Origin of the sequence: Shewanella electrodiphila (genome assembly GCF_023283985.1) — a bacterium.
GTDB classification, from domain to species: Bacteria; Pseudomonadota; Gammaproteobacteria; order Enterobacterales; family Shewanellaceae; genus Shewanella; species Shewanella electrodiphila.
Window position 1 is genome coordinate 317,448 of record NZ_JAKIKU010000005.1, and the last position, 18,576, is coordinate 336,023.

General features: G+C 39.1%; 11 protein-coding genes. 8 read left to right on the plus strand and 3 right to left on the minus strand.

Annotation, left to right across the window (positions count from 1 at the left end):
* The first annotated feature begins 5 nt into the window (after nucleotides 1–5).
* The 8 genes from L2737_RS11830 to L2737_RS11865 all read left to right on the plus strand — a co-directional run bounded on the left by L2737_RS11830 (nucleotide 6) and on the right by L2737_RS11865 (nucleotide 12,671).
* On the plus strand, nucleotides 6–1,115 hold the full coding sequence (locus tag L2737_RS11830) for a mandelate racemase/muconate lactonizing enzyme family protein (RefSeq protein ID WP_248955831.1): 1,110 nt from the start codon (nucleotides 6–8) through the stop codon (nucleotides 1,113–1,115).
* 10 nt (nucleotides 1,116–1,125) lie between these two features.
* Entirely contained in the window at nucleotides 1,126–2,157 is a 1,032-nt protein-coding gene (locus tag L2737_RS11835) for a zinc-dependent alcohol dehydrogenase (protein WP_102435832.1), read from the plus strand.
* A gap of 12 nt (nucleotides 2,158–2,169) precedes the next feature.
* Nucleotides 2,170–2,934, plus strand: coding sequence for an SDR family NAD(P)-dependent oxidoreductase (locus L2737_RS11840; protein WP_248955832.1), 765 nt, complete (start codon nucleotides 2,170–2,172; stop codon nucleotides 2,932–2,934).
* A gap of 4 nt (nucleotides 2,935–2,938) precedes the next feature.
* The gene (aldA, locus tag L2737_RS11845) at nucleotides 2,939–4,390 is read left to right on the plus strand and encodes an aldehyde dehydrogenase (RefSeq protein ID WP_248955833.1); all 1,452 of its coding nucleotides are present in this window, start codon (nucleotides 2,939–2,941) and stop codon (nucleotides 4,388–4,390) included.
* 222 nt (nucleotides 4,391–4,612) lie between these two features.
* Complete coding sequence (locus L2737_RS11850; protein WP_248955834.1) at nucleotides 4,613–7,033, plus strand: agarase; 2,421 nt, start codon at nucleotides 4,613–4,615, stop codon at nucleotides 7,031–7,033.
* 301 nt (nucleotides 7,034–7,334) lie between these two features.
* Entirely contained in the window at nucleotides 7,335–10,118 is a 2,784-nt protein-coding gene (locus L2737_RS11855; RefSeq protein ID WP_248955868.1) for a TonB-dependent receptor, read from the plus strand.
* Between the two features lie 152 nt (nucleotides 10,119–10,270).
* Complete coding sequence (locus L2737_RS11860; protein ID WP_248955835.1) at nucleotides 10,271–11,905, plus strand: tryptophan halogenase family protein; 1,635 nt, start codon at nucleotides 10,271–10,273, stop codon at nucleotides 11,903–11,905.
* A 13-nt stretch (nucleotides 11,906–11,918) separates the two neighbouring features.
* The gene (locus L2737_RS11865; RefSeq protein ID WP_248955836.1) at nucleotides 11,919–12,671 is read left to right on the plus strand and encodes a SapC family protein; all 753 of its coding nucleotides are present in this window, start codon (nucleotides 11,919–11,921) and stop codon (nucleotides 12,669–12,671) included.
* Between the two features lie 439 nt (nucleotides 12,672–13,110).
* Here the strand turns inward: L2737_RS11865 and L2737_RS11870 are convergent, their stop codons facing one another.
* The 3 genes from L2737_RS11870 to L2737_RS11880 all read right to left on the minus strand — a co-directional run bounded on the left by L2737_RS11870 (nucleotide 13,111) and on the right by L2737_RS11880 (nucleotide 18,359).
* Nucleotides 13,111–14,484, minus strand: a complete 1,374-nt coding sequence (locus tag L2737_RS11870) for an RICIN domain-containing protein (protein ID WP_248955837.1) — start codon at nucleotides 14,482–14,484, stop codon at nucleotides 13,111–13,113.
* 175 nt (nucleotides 14,485–14,659) lie between these two features.
* Entirely contained in the window at nucleotides 14,660–17,089 is a 2,430-nt protein-coding gene (locus L2737_RS11875; protein ID WP_248955838.1) for a hypothetical protein, read from the minus strand.
* Nucleotides 17,090–17,741: 652 nt separating this feature from the next.
* Nucleotides 17,742–18,359 carry a GntR family transcriptional regulator gene (locus tag L2737_RS11880; RefSeq protein ID WP_102519598.1) on the minus strand — a complete coding sequence of 206 codons (618 nt, stop codon included), beginning with the start codon at nucleotides 18,357–18,359 and terminating at the stop codon, nucleotides 17,742–17,744.
* Nucleotides 18,360–18,576 lie beyond the last annotated feature (217 nt).

Here is an 18,576-nt window from a genome sequence, read left to right on the forward strand (position 1 = left end):
TCTATATGACCAACGAAGTGACAAGAATTGAAGCGATAAATGTTGAATACTATCAAGTGCCGTTAGCTGAAGTCCTTTCAGACGCTAAGCATGGTGATCATACCCACTTTGAACTCATTCTAATGCGTATTCGAACCGCTGATGGTTATGAAGGTGTAGGTTATACCTATACAGGTGGTAAAGGCGGAAGGGCTATTTATTCATTACTCAATGATGAAATGAAACCGTTGTTATTAGGTAAAGACGCAGCAGATATCATGGCTATATGGGATGAAATGCAGTGGCATTTTCATTATGTCGGTCGTGGTGGTTTATTGAGTTTCGCTATTTCAGCTGTTGATATCGCATTATGGGACATCAAATGTAAAAACTTAGACTTGCCACTTTGGAAAGTCGCTGGTGGTCATAGTAATACTGTCAATTGTTATGCTGGTGGCATCGACTTAAATTTTGACCAGCCCAAACTGCTTAATAATATTAAAAGTTATTTAGAACGCGGCTTTGAAGCAGTAAAAATCAAGGTAGGTAAAGCCGATTACAAAGAAGACGTAAGGCGCGTTGAAGCTGTTCGAGAGCTAATAGGTCAAGATCGTATCTTCATGGTTGATGCCAATTACTCAATGACGAAAGCGCAAGCAATCAGATTCTCTAATGCTATTACTCATTGCGACATTAAATGGTTTGAAGAGCCGACCATTCCAGATGATTATCAAGGATATGCTGACATTGCTGATGCAACTAGTATCCCCCTCGCAATGGGAGAAAACTTACATACTATTCATGAGTTTACCTATGCAATCCAACAATCAAAATTAGGTTTTTTACAACCAGATGCTTCTAACATTGGCGGCATTACCGGATTTTTGATGGTGGCACAGTTAGCTTATGCCAATAATCTTCCTGTTTGTAGTCATGGCATGCATGAGTTACACGTGAGTTTGTTAGCGTCACAACCCCATTCTGGATATTTAGAAGTCCATTCATTCCCCATCGATGAATACACTACAACACCGCTAAAAATTGTTAACGGCAAAGCTGTTGCGCCGAATATTGCTGGTACCGGTGTTGTCTTTGACGATGCGTTATTAACACCCCATTTAAAAATGAGTTCATAAGGTAAATTATATGCAAGCTGCTCAATATATAGGTAACAAGTCATTCAAAATTATTGAGGCTTCACCAGTTGCTCCTGCAGACGATGAAGTTCGATTGAACGTAGGTTATGTTGGTATTTGTGGTACTGATATGCACATTTATCACGGCGTAATGGATCAACGTGTTAATCCGCCGCATACCATTGGTCATGAAATATCTGGCACCATCGCCGAGTTAGGCAAAAATGTCAGTGGATACAGCGTCGGGGAACGTGTTGTTGTGCGTCCGTTAGATTGGTGTGGTGATTGTCCTGCCTGTGATGCTGGCCATACGCATGTATGTCAAAATCTTAAGTTTATGGGGATTGATACTCCGGGCGCTTTTCAAAATTCATGGACTGTTAAATCGCGCACTTTGCACAAACTGCCCGCTAACGTAAGTTTGAAGCAAGGCGCGTTAATTGAACCATTGTCAGTGGCTTGCCATGATATTTCACGTTCACGTCTTAAAGCAGGTGAAAAAGCGGTTGTCATTGGTGGCGGTCCTATTGGTCAACTTGTTGCGTTAGTGGCTAAATCAGTCGGGGCTGAAGTGATCATTTCAGAGCCTAATGAAAGTCGTCGCAGCTTTTCAAATAAATTTGATATCCCAACGGTTAACCCAATCGAGCAAGACTTAGCAGAATACGTACAAGATTGGACAAATGGAAAGGGCGCAGATGTGGTATTTGAAGTTTCTGGTGTACAACCTGCTGTCGATTCAATGGTGCAAGTAGCGGCAGTTAGAGGCCGTATTTGCATGGTGGCTATTCATGCTCAAAAACCACAAGTTGATTTATTCCAATTCTTCTGGAAAGAACTTGAGCTGCTAGGTGCACGAGTATACGAACATGCTGATTTTGATATGGCGATTGAACTTGTTGCTGCTGGTAAGATAGATTTAGAACCTTTCATCACATCTATCAGTGACTTAGAGAATATTAGTAATGCTTTTGCTAGTATGGATAATAATCCAATAGGTATGAAAGCACTGGTTTCATGCGAAGAAAAACTAAACGGTTAATAAGGTAACAAAATGCTTAATAAATTTGATTTAACAGGTAAAGTTGCCTTAGTAACGGGTTGCAGTCGCGGTATTGGTAAAGCAATGGCAGAAGCGCTCGCTGAAGCTGGCGCTGATATCATTGGTGTATCAGCAAGTCTTGCTGCATCAGGTTCTGATGTGGAAAAAAATGTTCAAGCGGCAGGTAAAAACTTCTATCCATATCAATGTGATTTTTCTGATAGACAAAGTCTTTATCACTTTATCGAAACAGTAAAAACGCAGCATGCAAATATTGATATTCTAGTGAATAATGCGGGTTCTATATTACGCGAGCCAGCAACTGAGCATCGTGATGAATACTGGGATAAAATCATTGAGATAAACCTAAATTCTCAATTTATTTTAAGCCGTGAAATTGGCAAAGAAATGGTTGCACGTGGTGAAGGTAAAATTATTTTCACTGCCTCATTGTTAACATTTCAAGGTGGTATTACTGTCCCTGGCTATGCTGCAAGTAAAGGCGCTATTGGTCAGCTAACAAAAGCACTTGCAAACGAATGGGCTGGTAAAGGCGTTAATGTTAATGCTATTGCACCAGGTTACATTGCCACTGATAATACTGAAGCACTGCGTGATGATCCTGTGCGTTCTAAATCTATTTTAGAGCGTATCCCACAAGGGCGATGGGGAACTCCTGATGATTTTAAAGGACCGACAGTATTTTTAGCTTCCGCAGCTTCTGATTATATGAATGGCGGTATTTTGTTGGTTGATGGCGGTTGGATGGGAAGATAAAGTCATGGAAATTAGAAATAACGTAAATTTCATTAATGGTGAGTACGTACCGTCAAAATCTGATGGCACTATTTCAGTATTTTCACCTAGTACTGGAGAGTTAGTCGGTGTTATTCCGAAAGGATGTGTTGCTGATGCTCAAGATGCATTAGAAGTGGCTCAAAGTGCTCAAAAAGCGTGGGCAAAACTCACTCCTAGAGCGCGAGCAACCATATTACGTAAATTTGCTGCGGGTATTCGCGGCAATTTAGATGGTTTAGCTGAATTGTTAGTAAAAGAACAAGGCAAGCTATTAGAAGTGGCAAAGATGGAAGTGAATGTCACAGCCACATTTGTCGAATATGCCTGTGATAATGCGTTAACACTGCAAGGTGATATTCTGCCATCTGACAATGAAAATGAAAAAATATTCATACATAAAGTACCAAAAGGTGTTGTGGTAGCGATTACCGCGTGGAATTTCCCGTTAGCTTTGGCTGGCCGAAAAATCGGTCCTGCGTTAGTTACAGGTAATAGTATTGTTATTAAGCCGACTCAAGAAACGCCATTAGCCACCTTAGAACTGGGTCGTATTGCTAACGAGGCAGGTATTCCTGCTGGTGTGTTGAATATTGTTAACGGCACCGGCTCACTGGTTGGGCAACACTTATGTGAAAGTGAAATTACTCAGTTGATCACCATGACGGGTAGTACGCGTGCTGGTCAAATTATTTATCAAGCAGCAGGTAAGCATTTAACGCCAGTTATGCTAGAGCTTGGTGGCAAAGCACCCTTTATTGTGATGGAAGATGCTGACCTTGATAAAGCCGTAGATGATGCCATTACAGCACGTTTTGCTAACTGTGGTCAGGTGTGTACTTGTGCTGAGCGTTTATATGTTCATGAGAACATTTACAGCGCCTTTATGGATAAGTTTTTGCCGAAAGTAAAAGCCCTTAAAGTGGGTGATCCAATGGACCCATCAACAGACATGGGCCCTAAAGTGAATGCCAATGAAATCAATAATATCGATACATTAGTTCAGAAAAGTCTTGCTCAAGGAGCAACCTTAGCTACCGGCGGTAAAGTGGCTAATGTAGCAGGCTTTGAAGGCGGGCATTGGTATGAACCAACGGTTATCACCGATGTTAAGCAAGATAACATTCTGGTTCATGAAGAAACGTTTGGGCCGGTTTTACCGATCATTAAAATCAATTCAATTGATGAAGCGATCGCTTATACCAACGACAGTGAATACGGTTTGTCGGCGTATTTATACACCAAAAACTTGGCTTACATTCACCAGTCAATTGCCGAAATGGAAGTGGGTGAAGTGTATGTTAACCGCGGTTTAGGTGAACAACACCAAGGCTTCCATAACGGTTGGAAAATGAGTGGTATGGGCGGTGAAGACGGTAAGTATGGTTTAGAACAATACGTAGAAAAGAAAACCGTTTATATTAACGAAGCTGAATAAAGTGATATTTGTTACCAAGCTTTGAGGGTTCTCCTCAAGGCTTCAATTTTTAAGTTAATTCATCCTGTTGTATTCCATCATTAACCATTTTGCACTGGCAAGCCTGTGCAATAGATTGTTGCAACTGTGATTTAGTATTCGGCAGGTATGAAGTGAAATTTTAAGGCGTTAATTAATCATTATCAGCGTAGTCGTTTTGCTGACTATATTGCAGGAGGCGATATGCCTGAACTATTTTTAAATAATGTTCCAATAAAGGTTTCAAATAACATATCAAATAGATCGCATGCAGTGTGTGGCTTGCTTTTACTAGGGAGCCTAGCGACATTATTGGGCTGCAATGGCCATACTCCAGCAGAAGCCGCAACAGCTAATACGTCTGATACAGCCAAAGATACGGTTTCAAAGGTGGATAATGTCTATCTTGAACGTACGCTGTTCGACTTTGAAAATGCTGACCAATTACAAAACATCATTGGAAAAAATGCCCTGTTTTCCATAGCGAATAGCGGCAGCAATAATGCCCTTGAAGTTACCTTTAAATCTGAAGTTAATTATAAAGCCAATATTAGTTTACAGGCAGCATCACCATGGGATGTAAGCGGTCACCAAGATGTTGCCATTGCGGTGGACATTACTAATCATGCCGACGCATCAACGCCACTCTATGTTAAAGCGTTTGATTTAAACGACCACCAATCACGCAGTACGGTTATTCCGGCGTCTTCCTCCAAAACCTATTACATTGTGTTAAGTGGTGATGAGTTAGACCACAATACCGGAATTCGTTCAAACCCTAAATATTGGCTCACAGACTATGAACAAATTGAATGGCGGGGTGGCAAAAAAGACCTAGATTTACACCACATAACAGCCTTTGAGTTTCAGGTTGGCGGCTCTTTAGTCGATAAACATCTTTCGTTTGATAATGTGCGCTTAATAACGCCTAAAGCGGTAATAAGTGATTATTTAGTCGGCTTGGTTGATCAGTTTGGTCAAAATGCAAAACACTATTTCAACGGCAAGGTGAATTCTGTTGAAGCATTACAACAGCACAGTGCAAAAGAAATCGCCCTACTTGAAAAAGCCCCACGACTTGCCGATCGAAGTCAATTTAACGGCTGGATAAATGGCCCCAAACTAGCTGCAACAGGCTATTTTAGAGTGGATAAGTATCAAGATAAATGGACCTTAGTTGACCCCGAAGGCTATTTGTTCTTTTCAAATGGTATTGCCAATATACGCATGGCTAATACCTCAACTATTACTGGCTATGATTTTGATCCCGCGCTGATAAATATTAAGTTAGCCACTGACTTAACACCTGAAGACTCACTAGGATTGAACCAAGTTGACCATCAAGCCTTACCCAGTCGTAAACTCGTCTCGGCACTACGCAGTGACATGTTTAGCTGGCTGCCAAGTTATGATGAACCCTTAGGGCAGAATTTTGGTTATCGTCGCAGTGTTCATACTGGCCCGGTACTTTCTGGGGAGACTTTTAGTTTTTATCGGACAAACTTACAACGTAAATTTGCTGAAAATGACCCTGAAAAATTATTTGAAAAATGGAAAGATAATACTATTAATCGTATGCACAGCTGGGGCTTTACCTCATTTGGAAACTGGGTAGACCCCGGGTATTACCAAATGAATCGCTTACCATATTTTGCGAATGGTTGGATTATAGGTGACTTCAAAACGGTCAGCAGTGGTAATGATTATTGGAGCCCACTACCAGATCCTTTTGACCCAGTTTTTGCAGTACGTGCTAGAGCCACTATTGCGCAAATAGCCTTAGAAGTCGATAACAACCCTTGGTGTATTGGGGTATTTATTGATAACGAAAAAAGTTGGGGCATGATGGGCAGTACACAAAGCCAGTATGGAATTGTGATCAATACCCTAAGTCGTTCAACTGAAGACAGCCCAGCAAAAGTGGCGTTTGTTGATGCATTAAAGAGCAAGTATTTAACGATTGACTCTTTAAACAAGGCGTGGGAGCAAAAGTTCAGTTGGGATGATCTCATAAAAGGCGTGCGTTTAAAGAATATCAACGATGCTGTTAGCGCTGATTTATCGATGCTACTTACCTTATATGCTGAACAATATTTTAAAACAGTGAGTTCGACCTTGAAGCAATATATGCCCAACCATTTATATATGGGGGCGAGATTTGCCAGTTGGGGTATGACGTCAGAGATCCGCGAGGCAGCGGCTAAATATGCTGATGTGATGAGTTATAACTATTATAACGAAGGCTTAGATAAAGGCTTTTGGGCCTTTTTAGAGGAAGTTAATCGGCCAAGCATTATTGGTGAGTTTCATAATGGTTCACTCGACTCAGGTTTGTTACACCCAGGCCTAGTGCCTGCACAATCTCAAGCTGATAGGGGCCTGATGTATCAAGAGTATATGAAAAGTGTCATCGAGAATCGATACTTTGTCGGTGCGCATTGGTTTCAATATATTGATTCGCCTTTAACCGGCAGAGCTTATGATGGCGAAAACTATAATGTCGGTTTTGTTTCGGTGACAGATAAACCTTATACCGAATTGGTAGATGCCGCGAAAGTTGTTAATAGCACTCTGTATAAAAAGCGTTTTAGTGAAGAAAAAAAGTCAGTAAAAGACGTAAATTAGCCCAGTACGCCCTAAGTTAAATCCAACTAACATTTTCAATCCTAACTATACCAATACCAGTGCTTATTACGGATAAATATGGCTATTTATCCGTTTTTTTCATAGATATAAAAACATTTATCTACGTACTTTTGAGCGTCATTAAAAAGCATTAAAAATTGTCAACAATAGACAAACTTCAAAAAACTATTGACATATTGCTTAATAAGTAGCTAGATTGTTAACAATTCGATCACAATTGTGCGCTAATGCATGCGGTCGGACTAAGGCTTAAAATCCGATAACAAGAAGGTTTTTCATGATGAAAAATAAAAAATTCAGATTTAACTCTGTTTATTGTGCGATGTTGATAGCAGCAAGTGTTGGGGCACAAGCTGAGGAAGTTGACAGCGTTGATGGCAATAGTGCAGAAACCGCAGTGGAAGTTATTCAAGTCAAAGGTATTCGAAGTTCTCTGACTAAATCAGCTCAAACTAAGCGTTATTCTGATGGTGTGGTCGATGCAATCAGTGCTGAAGATATAGGTAAATTGCCTGACACTAATTTAGCGGAGTCGCTGCAACGCATCGCAGGTGTATCCATTGATCGTGCAAATAATGAAGGTAATAAAGTCACAGTGCGTGGTTTTGGACCTGAATTTAACTTGGTGACCTTGAATGGTCGTCAAATGCCAAACTCTTCAGCTTTACAATCTGAAGGCGTATCACGAAGCTTTAACTTTCGTGAAATTGCTGCAGAGAGTGTATCTGGCGTAAATGTGTATAAAACTGGTAAAGCGGATATTACCTCTGGCGGTATCGGTGCAACTATTGATATCACTACAGCCAGACCTTTTGACTATGATGGTTTTAAAGCCTTTGTAAGCGCAAAAGGAATTTACGATACAAGCGTTGAAGAGGGTGACTCTGTTACTCCTGAAGTTTCAGGCATGATTAGCCAAACCTTTGCTGATGACAAAGTGGGCTTCTTATTGTCGGCATCTCATTCAGAACGAGATAGTCACACTGATATCGTTGGAACTGATGGTTGGGTAAGAAATCGTAGTCGTGACAATGTTGATTTATCGGCAATTGACACTAACAAAAATCCAGAACAAGCAATTTGGACGCCTTGGACTGCTAAAACAGAGCATTTAGATACTGAACGAACTCGTCAAAATGCCCAAGCCGTTTTACAGATTCAACCTGTCGACTCAGTAGTTGCGACGGTTGATTATACTATTTCGCGTTTCGAAGAAACGAGTTATACCAATCGCTCAGCATTTTGGTTCGATAATCCAAGTGGATCAGCCAATGCAAATGGCACCTTATGGAACCCACGAGATCAAGATGATGAGTTGAATTTCTGGGCTTGGGAATATTACCAAGAGAAAGAAAACGATTCATTAGGTTTGAATATTGAATGGCAAGCCACAGATACTTTGAGTTTTGAACTTGACGTCCATGATTCAACATCTGAATCAAATCCTGATGGTCAAACCGCTGAAACCTTAGCGAACCTTAAAAACCCATCTGGTTCTGTTGCATTAATCGGTGCAGATTTTATTGGTGATATCCCTAAAATTATTGTTGATGACTCTAATTTACCAGGTGGCGCATACAATAAAGACAATATCGTGTCTGATTTATATCAAAAACGCGGTTACTCAATGGAAAACAATGTTAAGCAATACCGTTTTTCAGGTACTTGGGAAAACGCTGCTGCTGACAGTGCGCTCACTAAAATCAATTTTGGCGTGATGAATACAGATTACACCATTGATACACGCTTGAGCGAAGTATTTTCTTTCGTTGATGTGCCATTAAACGGTTTAGATCTTGGCTTTATTCCATTAGGCGATACAGCGGATCAGTTCCCAGGTGCTAACCAATTATTCCCATATATTTCACAATATGATGTAAATCAGTTTATTGATATCGTTAAAAATGAAGGTTTATTTGCTGAGCCTAACATCAAAACGAATGGTGTAAATGAAGAAACCTTTGCTGCGTATTTATCATTCGATTTTGACACTGACTTTAATGACATGCCAGTGAAAATGAATGTTGGTGTCCGTTACGAAGACACGGATGTTACGGCGTATTCAGTACAAAATGGCATTATTGCAATGAACTACCGTCATGCTCAGGAGTTAAGACCTGTTTATGATGACACAGCAACAGCAGATGAGTTGTCTGGTAGTTACACCCGTATTTTGCCTAATTTTGACTTTAATATGTCAGTAACAGATGAAATTGTGACGCGTTTTTCTTATAGCCGAACTTTATCGAGAGCAGGGGTGAGTGCAATGTTCCCTGCAACGAATGTGTCAGCAAGACCTGGTGGGCCATTTAATGCCTCACAAGGTAATCCGAACCTATTACCAATTACTTCAGATAACTTTGATTTATCACTTGAATGGTACTTTGATGACGGTAGTTTCGCATCTGCAGGTTACTTTAAAAAGTACGTTGAGAACTTTATCGGCGCTGGTACTGAGAACCGCTCAATTAATGACGTTAATGGCCAACCATTGACTGATCCAAGTGTAAATCCTCGTGCTAGTTGTCCTGATGCATCTGATACACCAAATCCAGATTGTCTCGGTACGGCAACTGATCCTGTTATTACTTGGGAAGTTGCGACGCCAGATAACTTACAAAACCGCGAAGTAGATGGTTGGGAATTTAATGCTCAATACATGTTTGGCGACAGTGGGTTCGGTACAGTTGCTAACTATACCCTCGTAAACAGCGATGAATCGTTTGATCCATATAACTTTGATCAAACAATCGCATTAACCGGCTTAAGTGACTCTGGTAACTTAGTTGCATTTTACGAAAACTATGGTTTCCAAGCCCGAGTTGCCTATAACTGGCGTGATGAGTTCTTGCTAGCGCTTGGTAATGAACCAACCTTCACGGAAGCTTATGGTCAGCTTGATATGAGTTTAAGTTATGACATCAACGAAATGCTCACTGTATCACTTGATGGTATTAACTTAACTGATGAAACCGTTCGCCGCTACGGTCGTTTTGAGGAACAGTTACTTGCTGCTGAGCAGTACGGTCCTCGTTACACCATAGGAATTAGTGCTAAGTTCTAATGCTAGTTATCCATGCAAAAGAATTAATAGTTGGCGATAATGCCAATAAAAATATTCACTAAAAAAGAACAGGCTGCTACGTTTTTGTAACAGCCTTTTTTGCTTTGTGCATATTGTGATTAAATTATTTGATAACAAGAATTGGAGAAAATATGACTAATAAGAATGAAAATCATCCAATCGGCAATAAAGTTGTGAGTCAAATTGACAGTAAAAAACTAACTAAGAACATTGTGATTGTTGGTGGCGGAACAGCTGGTTGGATAACTGCTGGCACATTAGCTGCTAAATTAACGAGTCAACATGTAAAGAATTTCAGCGTGACATTAGTCGAGTCATCTAATATACCGCCTATTGGAGTTGGTGAAGGTACTTGGCCTACCATGCGCCGGACGCTTAAAAACATGGGGATCAAAGAAACTGATTTTATTCGTGAATGTAATGTGTCCTTTAAGCAAGGCGCTAAGTTTGCAAAATGGGTGACAGGAAAGCATGACGATTATTATTACCATCCATTAATGCTACCTGAAGGTCCAATAAAAGATAACCTGGCATCTCATTGGTTATCTATACAATTTCCATATAATGAGAATCCAAAGAAACAATATTCTTTTTCAATGTGTTTAAGCCCACAAGAAGCTATTTGTGAAGCGGGTTTAGCGCCCAAATTAATCACTACAGCTGAATATGATGCAATCGCAAACTACGCATACCATCTTGACGCTGGACTATTTTCAGAGTTTTTGAAACAGCACTGTATAAAAGTACTCAATGTGAAGCATGTGGTTGATGATGTCATGGCGGTTACCAATAATGATGATGGTGATATTGCTTGTGTCTCAACAGCTGAACATGGTGATTTATCAGGTGATTTATTTATTGACTGCAGTGGTTTTAAATCTCTTTTGCTTGGTGAACATTATCAAGTGGGATTCAAAAGCTGTAAAGATGTGTTGTTTGTTGATAATGCCATCGCTGTACAAGTGCCATATTCCGATGAAAACAGTCCTATTGCGTCACATACTATTTCTACCGCTCAAACAGCCGGTTGGATATGGGACATTGGATTATCAAGTAGAAGAGGGGTAGGTCATGTCTACTCAAGTCGTTACATCAGTGAACATGCTGCGATTGAGGAGTTAAAGCAATACTTATCGGCTACGGTCAACGATGTTGAGCAACTTACCTTTCGTAAAATTCCAATTAACCCTGGTTATCGAGAAAAATTTTGGCACCGTAATTGTGTTGCTATTGGTCTGTCGGCGGGGTTTCTAGAACCGCTAGAAGCTTCTGCACTACTATTAGTTGAGATTTCGGCCAATATGATAGCTGAGCAATTGCCAGCAAATCGTCAATGTATGGAGATCGTTTCTGAGCGATTTAATCAGACTTTCACTTATCGATGGGAAAGAATCATCGATTTTTTAAAACTGCACTATATGTTAAGTCAGCGTCAAGACAGTGACTTTTGGTGCGATAACCGCAAGCCTGAAAGCATTCCTAGTAGCCTTAAATCGCTATTGTCACTATGGCAATATCAACCACCCAGTGATAATGATTTTATTCATGCCACTGAAGTGTTCCCCGCAGCCAGTTATCAGTATGTGCTTTATGGTATGGGATTCAAAACCGCTTCATCACACTGGGGCTATTCAACAGAGGCAAGTGAAAAAGCCTACGAGAAATTTAAACAAGTGAATCTACAAACGTCTCAGTACAAAGCTAATTTAATGTCTAATCGTGATCTGATTAATTCAATCAAACAATATGGTTTGCAACGAGTATAAATAAGGATTTTTTATGAAAAACGTTATTGTAGATAGTAATACACACAAAAACACCAAAGTTCTCGTTGGTCATGGGCAAGATTTTGGTGAAAATATTCATTTCGTCCCCGTTATCGCAGATGAGCTACGGAGCCTGATTCTAGAATATCCCTGTTGTTTGCTTAAAAACAATCAAACTGGCCAGTTCGGATTACATGCATTACTGGGTTTTGAATCAGGTGAGAACTTATTTCTTGCAGATGCTAATTGGCGAAGCCATTACATTCCATTACACATTAGACGACAGCCGTTTATGGTTGCGCGTAAAGATCATTCTTCTGAGCCAATGAGTGAAACTAATACCGTATTAACCATAGATATGAACAATCGACGTGTTGTTGATGGAAATACAAGCGCCGATTCGCAAGACTTGTTTACATCAGACGGAAAACCAACTGAATACCTTACATCAATGAATAGAATGGTTTTTGAGTTAGCTCAAGGGATTGTTCGTACAGAATCTTTTATCCAATCACTAGTGGATAATGAGTTGGTTGAGGCAATTCAACTTGGGATCTCAATGAATAAAAGACACTCTGCAGATAAAGAACAAGAAAATATCAATTTTGATGGCTTATATGTCATCAATGAAAAAGCATTAGCAAATTTAAGTGCTGATTTATTGCAGGAATATCACCGAAAAGGATATTTACAGGCATGTCATTTAATGATGGCATCAATGGGACAAATTCAAAGCTTAATTCGATTACGCAACCAATCTAGCTAAGCTTATTAAATCACACCTAATCTATAAATTATTACTTTAGCGCTAAGGTAAATTATAACCCTGGAAGTTACTGCTATTTAATGCATAAGGGACAAAAATGTTAGGTAGGGGGAGTTACATCAAAGTAATGGCGACATAAGAATATAGTTTAGTTCATATCTCGCCAGCACTGTTCTTCCAACATCTATTTTTCGTTTGATGGCAAGATAGATTGTGTAAGCGAAGTGTGTAGACAAAATGTGTGAGTGTAAAATAGTTGAAGTGGTTTAAAGATTTTTGAAAAGTAAGCTACATTGCACAAAAATGGTTATGCGGTTGGAACAGTTGAAGCGATACAATATATTGAATTATGTTTCCTAATGAGTTTGCCTGTATTCATCTGATAAAGCACCCAAACTACGTTAAAAATTAACATTGGGTACTGAACAAGCTTACTTATTTACTGCGCTAGTGAGAAGCGTTGATTATCGCCATTATAACAATTCCACTGAGTAAGAACCGCGCCATCGGCATTTGACTTACCTGCTATATCTAGGCATTTATTACTCACTCTGTTTCGGATTTCGTAATAGCCATCCCCCTTATCAATCATATTCCACATTTGATTTTGGTTACTGCTATTACATACCCATTGCTGGATTTTAGCACCGTTATCAATGTTTCCAGCTGACAAGTCTAAACAAAGATTACTGACTTTAGATGTAATAGTATAAAAACCATTAGACAATGCAGTAAATTTAAATTGCTGGTCGCTATTACTGTTATTGCCACTACATGTTAACTGCTGAAAAGTTGAACCATTTGTTGCCGCACTATTGATAACATCAATACATTTATTACTGTGTTTCGCTTTAATTTGATATTGAGTATTGGCCTCAATACCTCCGTCAGAACCTCCACCTGAACCATCACTAACGGGTTGATAAACACGTATCCAATCAACATACATTTTATTTTTACTGGCATCGGCTAAATCTGCATCAGTTGCTACATTTCCAGCTTCACTGCGCCATGAATGATCTTCAGTGTCTAAAATAATGAACATTTCTTCATCCATATTATACTGATCTTTATTCATGATCGCGCCAGTGTAGTCTTTGTCTTTCATTACGACTTCATCCCATGAACCCTGTGGGGTTTCTTGGCCATCAATATAAAAGGTAACATCTGTTGGGCTTTTCCAATATGCACCGAACCGATGAAAACCTTCACGCCAATTGTTACCCCATACCGGTGTATTATGGGTTTGATCATTAAAGTCACTTCTGATGCTATTGTCATTGTTTCTTAAGAAAACATGAAAGTTAGTCGACATATTTTGTGCAAACCAGGTTTCACGTGCTCCGCCATATACTTCTAAAATATCAATTTCGCGCTCATCATTTTCGCTCAGTAGCCAAAAGTTTGATGATAACTCTAGGTTACTCACCTTAATATTAGCTTCTAAGAAAATAGGGTACTTAACTTTAGTTTTTGAGGTAATAACACCTGCATTCACCAAGTCCGGTGCTTTGCGCGATGCGCTAATAATCAAATTACCATCAGACACCCAAGACTCTCCGCTGTTCCAACGTGTTAGTCCAGGTCCTTCCCATGCATTGAAATAGGTGTCATTCCATTTACTGTTAAATGTCGATGTCTTACCGTTATAGTTAAAGGAATCGGAGTACTGCTCATTCAATTGCCAAACGAGACCATTGCCTGCAACTGCTGGCAGTGGAATATCATCCCAATCAGCTGCATAAATTGAACTGGATAAAACACTCGTGCTTATTAACGCTGTTGCGCATACGAGATTTAAATGATGTTTCATATATTTCCCTTTCATTGTGGATCTTTATTATGGGTAAAGTTTGGAGCTAAAGACTATTCCTGCCCCAACAGGAATAGATCTCACCATTGCGATAACGACGTAATATCACAATCGTAAGATGAGTTTGGGTGCAGTTTTCACTGGACCTAAAATATCGTTTAGTCTGTTATGTGTTTTATTCGCGAATGAGTTTTTTTGATTGTTCAAAATATTGCATTGAAACAGAGGTAACAAAGCCACCATCATCATCAAAAGTAATCTCTACTTGATTGTTTTGGTTTACATAGCTGTTGTTAATCGGAATTTCGATTAATCCGAAAAATTGTAGTCGACCATCCCCATTAGCATACTGATCGTAGCCACGGTAATCAGTATTGATAACAACGGGATTACCATTAACGCTAACAGTCGGTTGTAGTGATTTACCGTGTTCGCGTCCTAAGCCAATTCTTAAAGTCGCTTCACCATTGTCGGCAATAACAACATTATTAAGGTTAAAAGTCAGCGGGCTATCGGCAACAATACTTTGCTTATAAATGTCTGCGTAATATTTGGTTTCATTTTGGCTATGCCCTTGAGTAATGAGCTTATTAAATGAGAGTTTAATAATTGTTGTGGCTTCTGCGCCGATAGTGAGTGATGCAATATCTGCGAGTAATTGCGGTTCAGTTTCAGTTAACACAGGGGTTTGATTGTCATGAGATAGCTGTTTAATACTAATTGCGCTTATGGATGTTTCATCAAATCCCAGTAGTGATAAATCAACAAGCTGTGATGTTTGTTCCAAACTATTTATAACAAGGTAAGCATCGCTATTGCCCGCATCATTGGTATTAATGTATGCATCTAACTGAAAATCAGCATCAGTAGCAAAGCTATCAACTCGGGTTCCGTTAACTTCTGACCATAATTGGTAAAACTTCACCATTTCGGTATAAACGTATTCCTCACCAGTTTGACCTGACGCCTCTTTATTTTGACGCATTAACCTAGTGTAATAGGGGACGGTTTCACTTAAGCGTCCCCATTCAGCTTTAACTGGGATAAACGGAATCGCCATTTCAATTTGGTTTGGACGCTCTAAAAACGACATCAATTGCCCGTTAATCGCTTTTAAATGATTCCAGTCACGCTGTGGTAACCAAGGTTGGTTAAACAGAGAATGCATTTGAGCGCCATACTCAGAAATGATAAAGGGTTTAACTTCTCCTAAAGACATCGCCATATATTGCTCGAGCATATCGAAAGTTGCTTCAATATTACTGCCCGTCCTTAACTCTTCTCTGTTTTGAAAAGCAGGGAAGTCATATAGGTGTAGTGAAATAAAATCCATGTCTTCGCCAGCAACATCAATAAAGGCTTTATCCCTTAATTCCCAACGTTCAAAATTTTGTTTCTCAAAATCAGGAAACGCAACTGTATAGCCGCCAATCAGCACATTATCGTTAGCGAATACGTCATCGACTTTTACTGCTTTAATGGCTTTTGCAACGTTACTATGAAATTCAAATACTTTAGTTACTGTGGTTGGTTCTTCTGCATAATCAACCAAGTCGTAAAGTGGCTCGTTCATCACTTCAATGTATTTAGGCTTAGGTTGTCCATAGACATCAATGCCATCATTTTTGTTAAAGTATTTGGCAACAAATTGCCCCATATAATCACCGGTAGCGGTGCCAAAGGGTTCAGAGGCGCTGTCCTTTTGTGAAAATGCCCAACCTTGTCCCGTATCTTTGCCATCTGGCCAATAAGGGTGTTGCTGAGCAGCCACAACCATACTGGCATTTCGATGTGCGTGTTGACGTTGTGATTGAGCTCTGTCATCTTCAGATGAAGTGTAATTCCAGCGGCTACCACCACCGTTACTGGTTGCCATGTCTGCATCTACAAATCCGCTTTTTAAAGCTGACTCTGCTAAAAGGCTCAATTGGTAACGCATACCTCCGGTGTCTCTACCAAAATAGACATCGTATCCTTCCACGAATTCAGTAATGAGATCATCAGAAGCATTAACGCCAACATTAAACCAATCATTTTCAGTATGAGAGGCATGGATGGTAATAAACTTCTCACGTGCAAATTGATTAATACCCGCTACGGTATGGACAGTATCAAGATTGAATATGAGTGTGGTATTTTGTGTTTCAGGCTCAGATTGTAATGTCGTGACTTTAAACGGGGTTGTGTAGTCTCCAATCGTTAATTGAGCGACAACTTCTGAGCTGGCATTATCAGATGACATTAAACGCAATGAGATTGAATCATCTGCGGCGACAGTACCACTCGTATTAGTAAATTCACCGCCATTGATAGCATACTCACCAAGGCTAATGTTGATTTCTACGTTGGTATTAATACCCGTAATGATTATAGGATTTGAAGTAATGTAACGACTTAATTCAACATCTGTTTGCGCTTCAAAAACGAACTCATCCGGTGATGAGTCAAGTTCAGCAGGTGGTTGAACGATGGGTTTATCAGGTTCAGTGATTGGGCTACCTGAAGAGCTACCTCCACAAGCCGTTACCGAGGCGCTAATCATTAATGTAATGATGGATTTTTGTATTATAGATCGACTAAACAATCCTTTGTTATCTTGTATCATAGTGCTCACTTACAGTTGTAATAACTAAAGAGGGACAACAACAACGCCGACAAAAATCTAATCAGTTAAGCATTAGATACAAACATAACTATCCCAGAGGTATTGAACTTAACTTAGCATTGTTTTTATTAAATTGTTAACAAAATAATTTGATGTATTTAATGTTATGCCTTATCGATGAATTTATTTGATACTATAAAGCCTGTTAAGTAGACGTGTATGTACTTGTTTTTAGTTATAGGAAATGCTGGGTGAATATAAATCATTGGTAGCTTTTGTTTTTTATTGCTTCATTAGGTCAGCTATTTATTTGAACCTTAATCCTTTTGTCTTTAGTCTTTTTTCATTTATTATTAATATGAGTGTGAATGAATATTAAAGAAAAGTTTGTTTAATCTAATACGTTTACATTTTTATAAAACCAATAATTGTAAACTACTTAACTGGTATCGCTTGTATTTGATTTGGCGCTATTTTCTGTTAGGAATTATTAGAGAGTAATGTGAAGAGTTTTGCGCATGATGATAAAACTTAGCCACAAAAAAAGACAGCGGCTGACTGTCTTTTTATGAAACAAACATGATCTAGTTCATGTTCATTGTATATCGCTGAATGGGTGGTTGAGCCTGTCAAAAATTAAGTAATAATATCGCTACTTAATATTTTCTTTAATTGCTTTAACTGCGCGAGTAATATCACCTTCACGTAACGCTTGTAGGATCCCTCTGTGCTCTTCTACACATTCTGAGCTAGTGGTAATACGTTTATAGTTAAGGCGCATACGCATGACGTATGGATACCAGATATTAACTAAATCTTCGCCACCTGCTTTATATATTAGGTAGTTATGGAACGAGATATCAACTTTTGTCACTTCAGTAAAATCTTCTCTATCAAAGGCCCCTTGTAACTCATCAAGAATCGTTTCCAATTGGGTTACATCATCTTCAGTTAATGGGTTATTTTTGAAATTTTCGATAGCATAGACTTCAATGTTACGACGGAGGTTAATCATCAGCTTTTGCAGCTTTGGCTCTAGAACACTGTTAACTGATGCACCACAGTTATTTTTAGATATCAGTAAACCTTCTTTGGTTAACTGTAAAATCACATCTCGAATCGGCCCGCGCGATAAACCAAAGCGTTTTGCTAATTCTTGTTCGTTAAGCTTAGTGTTTGGCGCTAAATCACCAGCAATAATATCTGAACGCAGTTGATCTGCAATTTGATCTTTAACTGAAAGAATTTTTGTCGGTTTTGCTGCAGCCATTGTTGTACCCAATTTTCATCATTATATATTAACATTCTAGACACTTAGTGAAATCATTACAATTGTCAAATGTCACATTGTTAATAATATACATAAAAATTTCTTGTAAGTTGTTGATATTAAATGATTCAATAATAGTGCTCAGTTATTAAAATCAAAAAAATGCCCTGAAGCAGTTTATTGTTAACAACAAACATAGTTGTTAAATAACTGACAG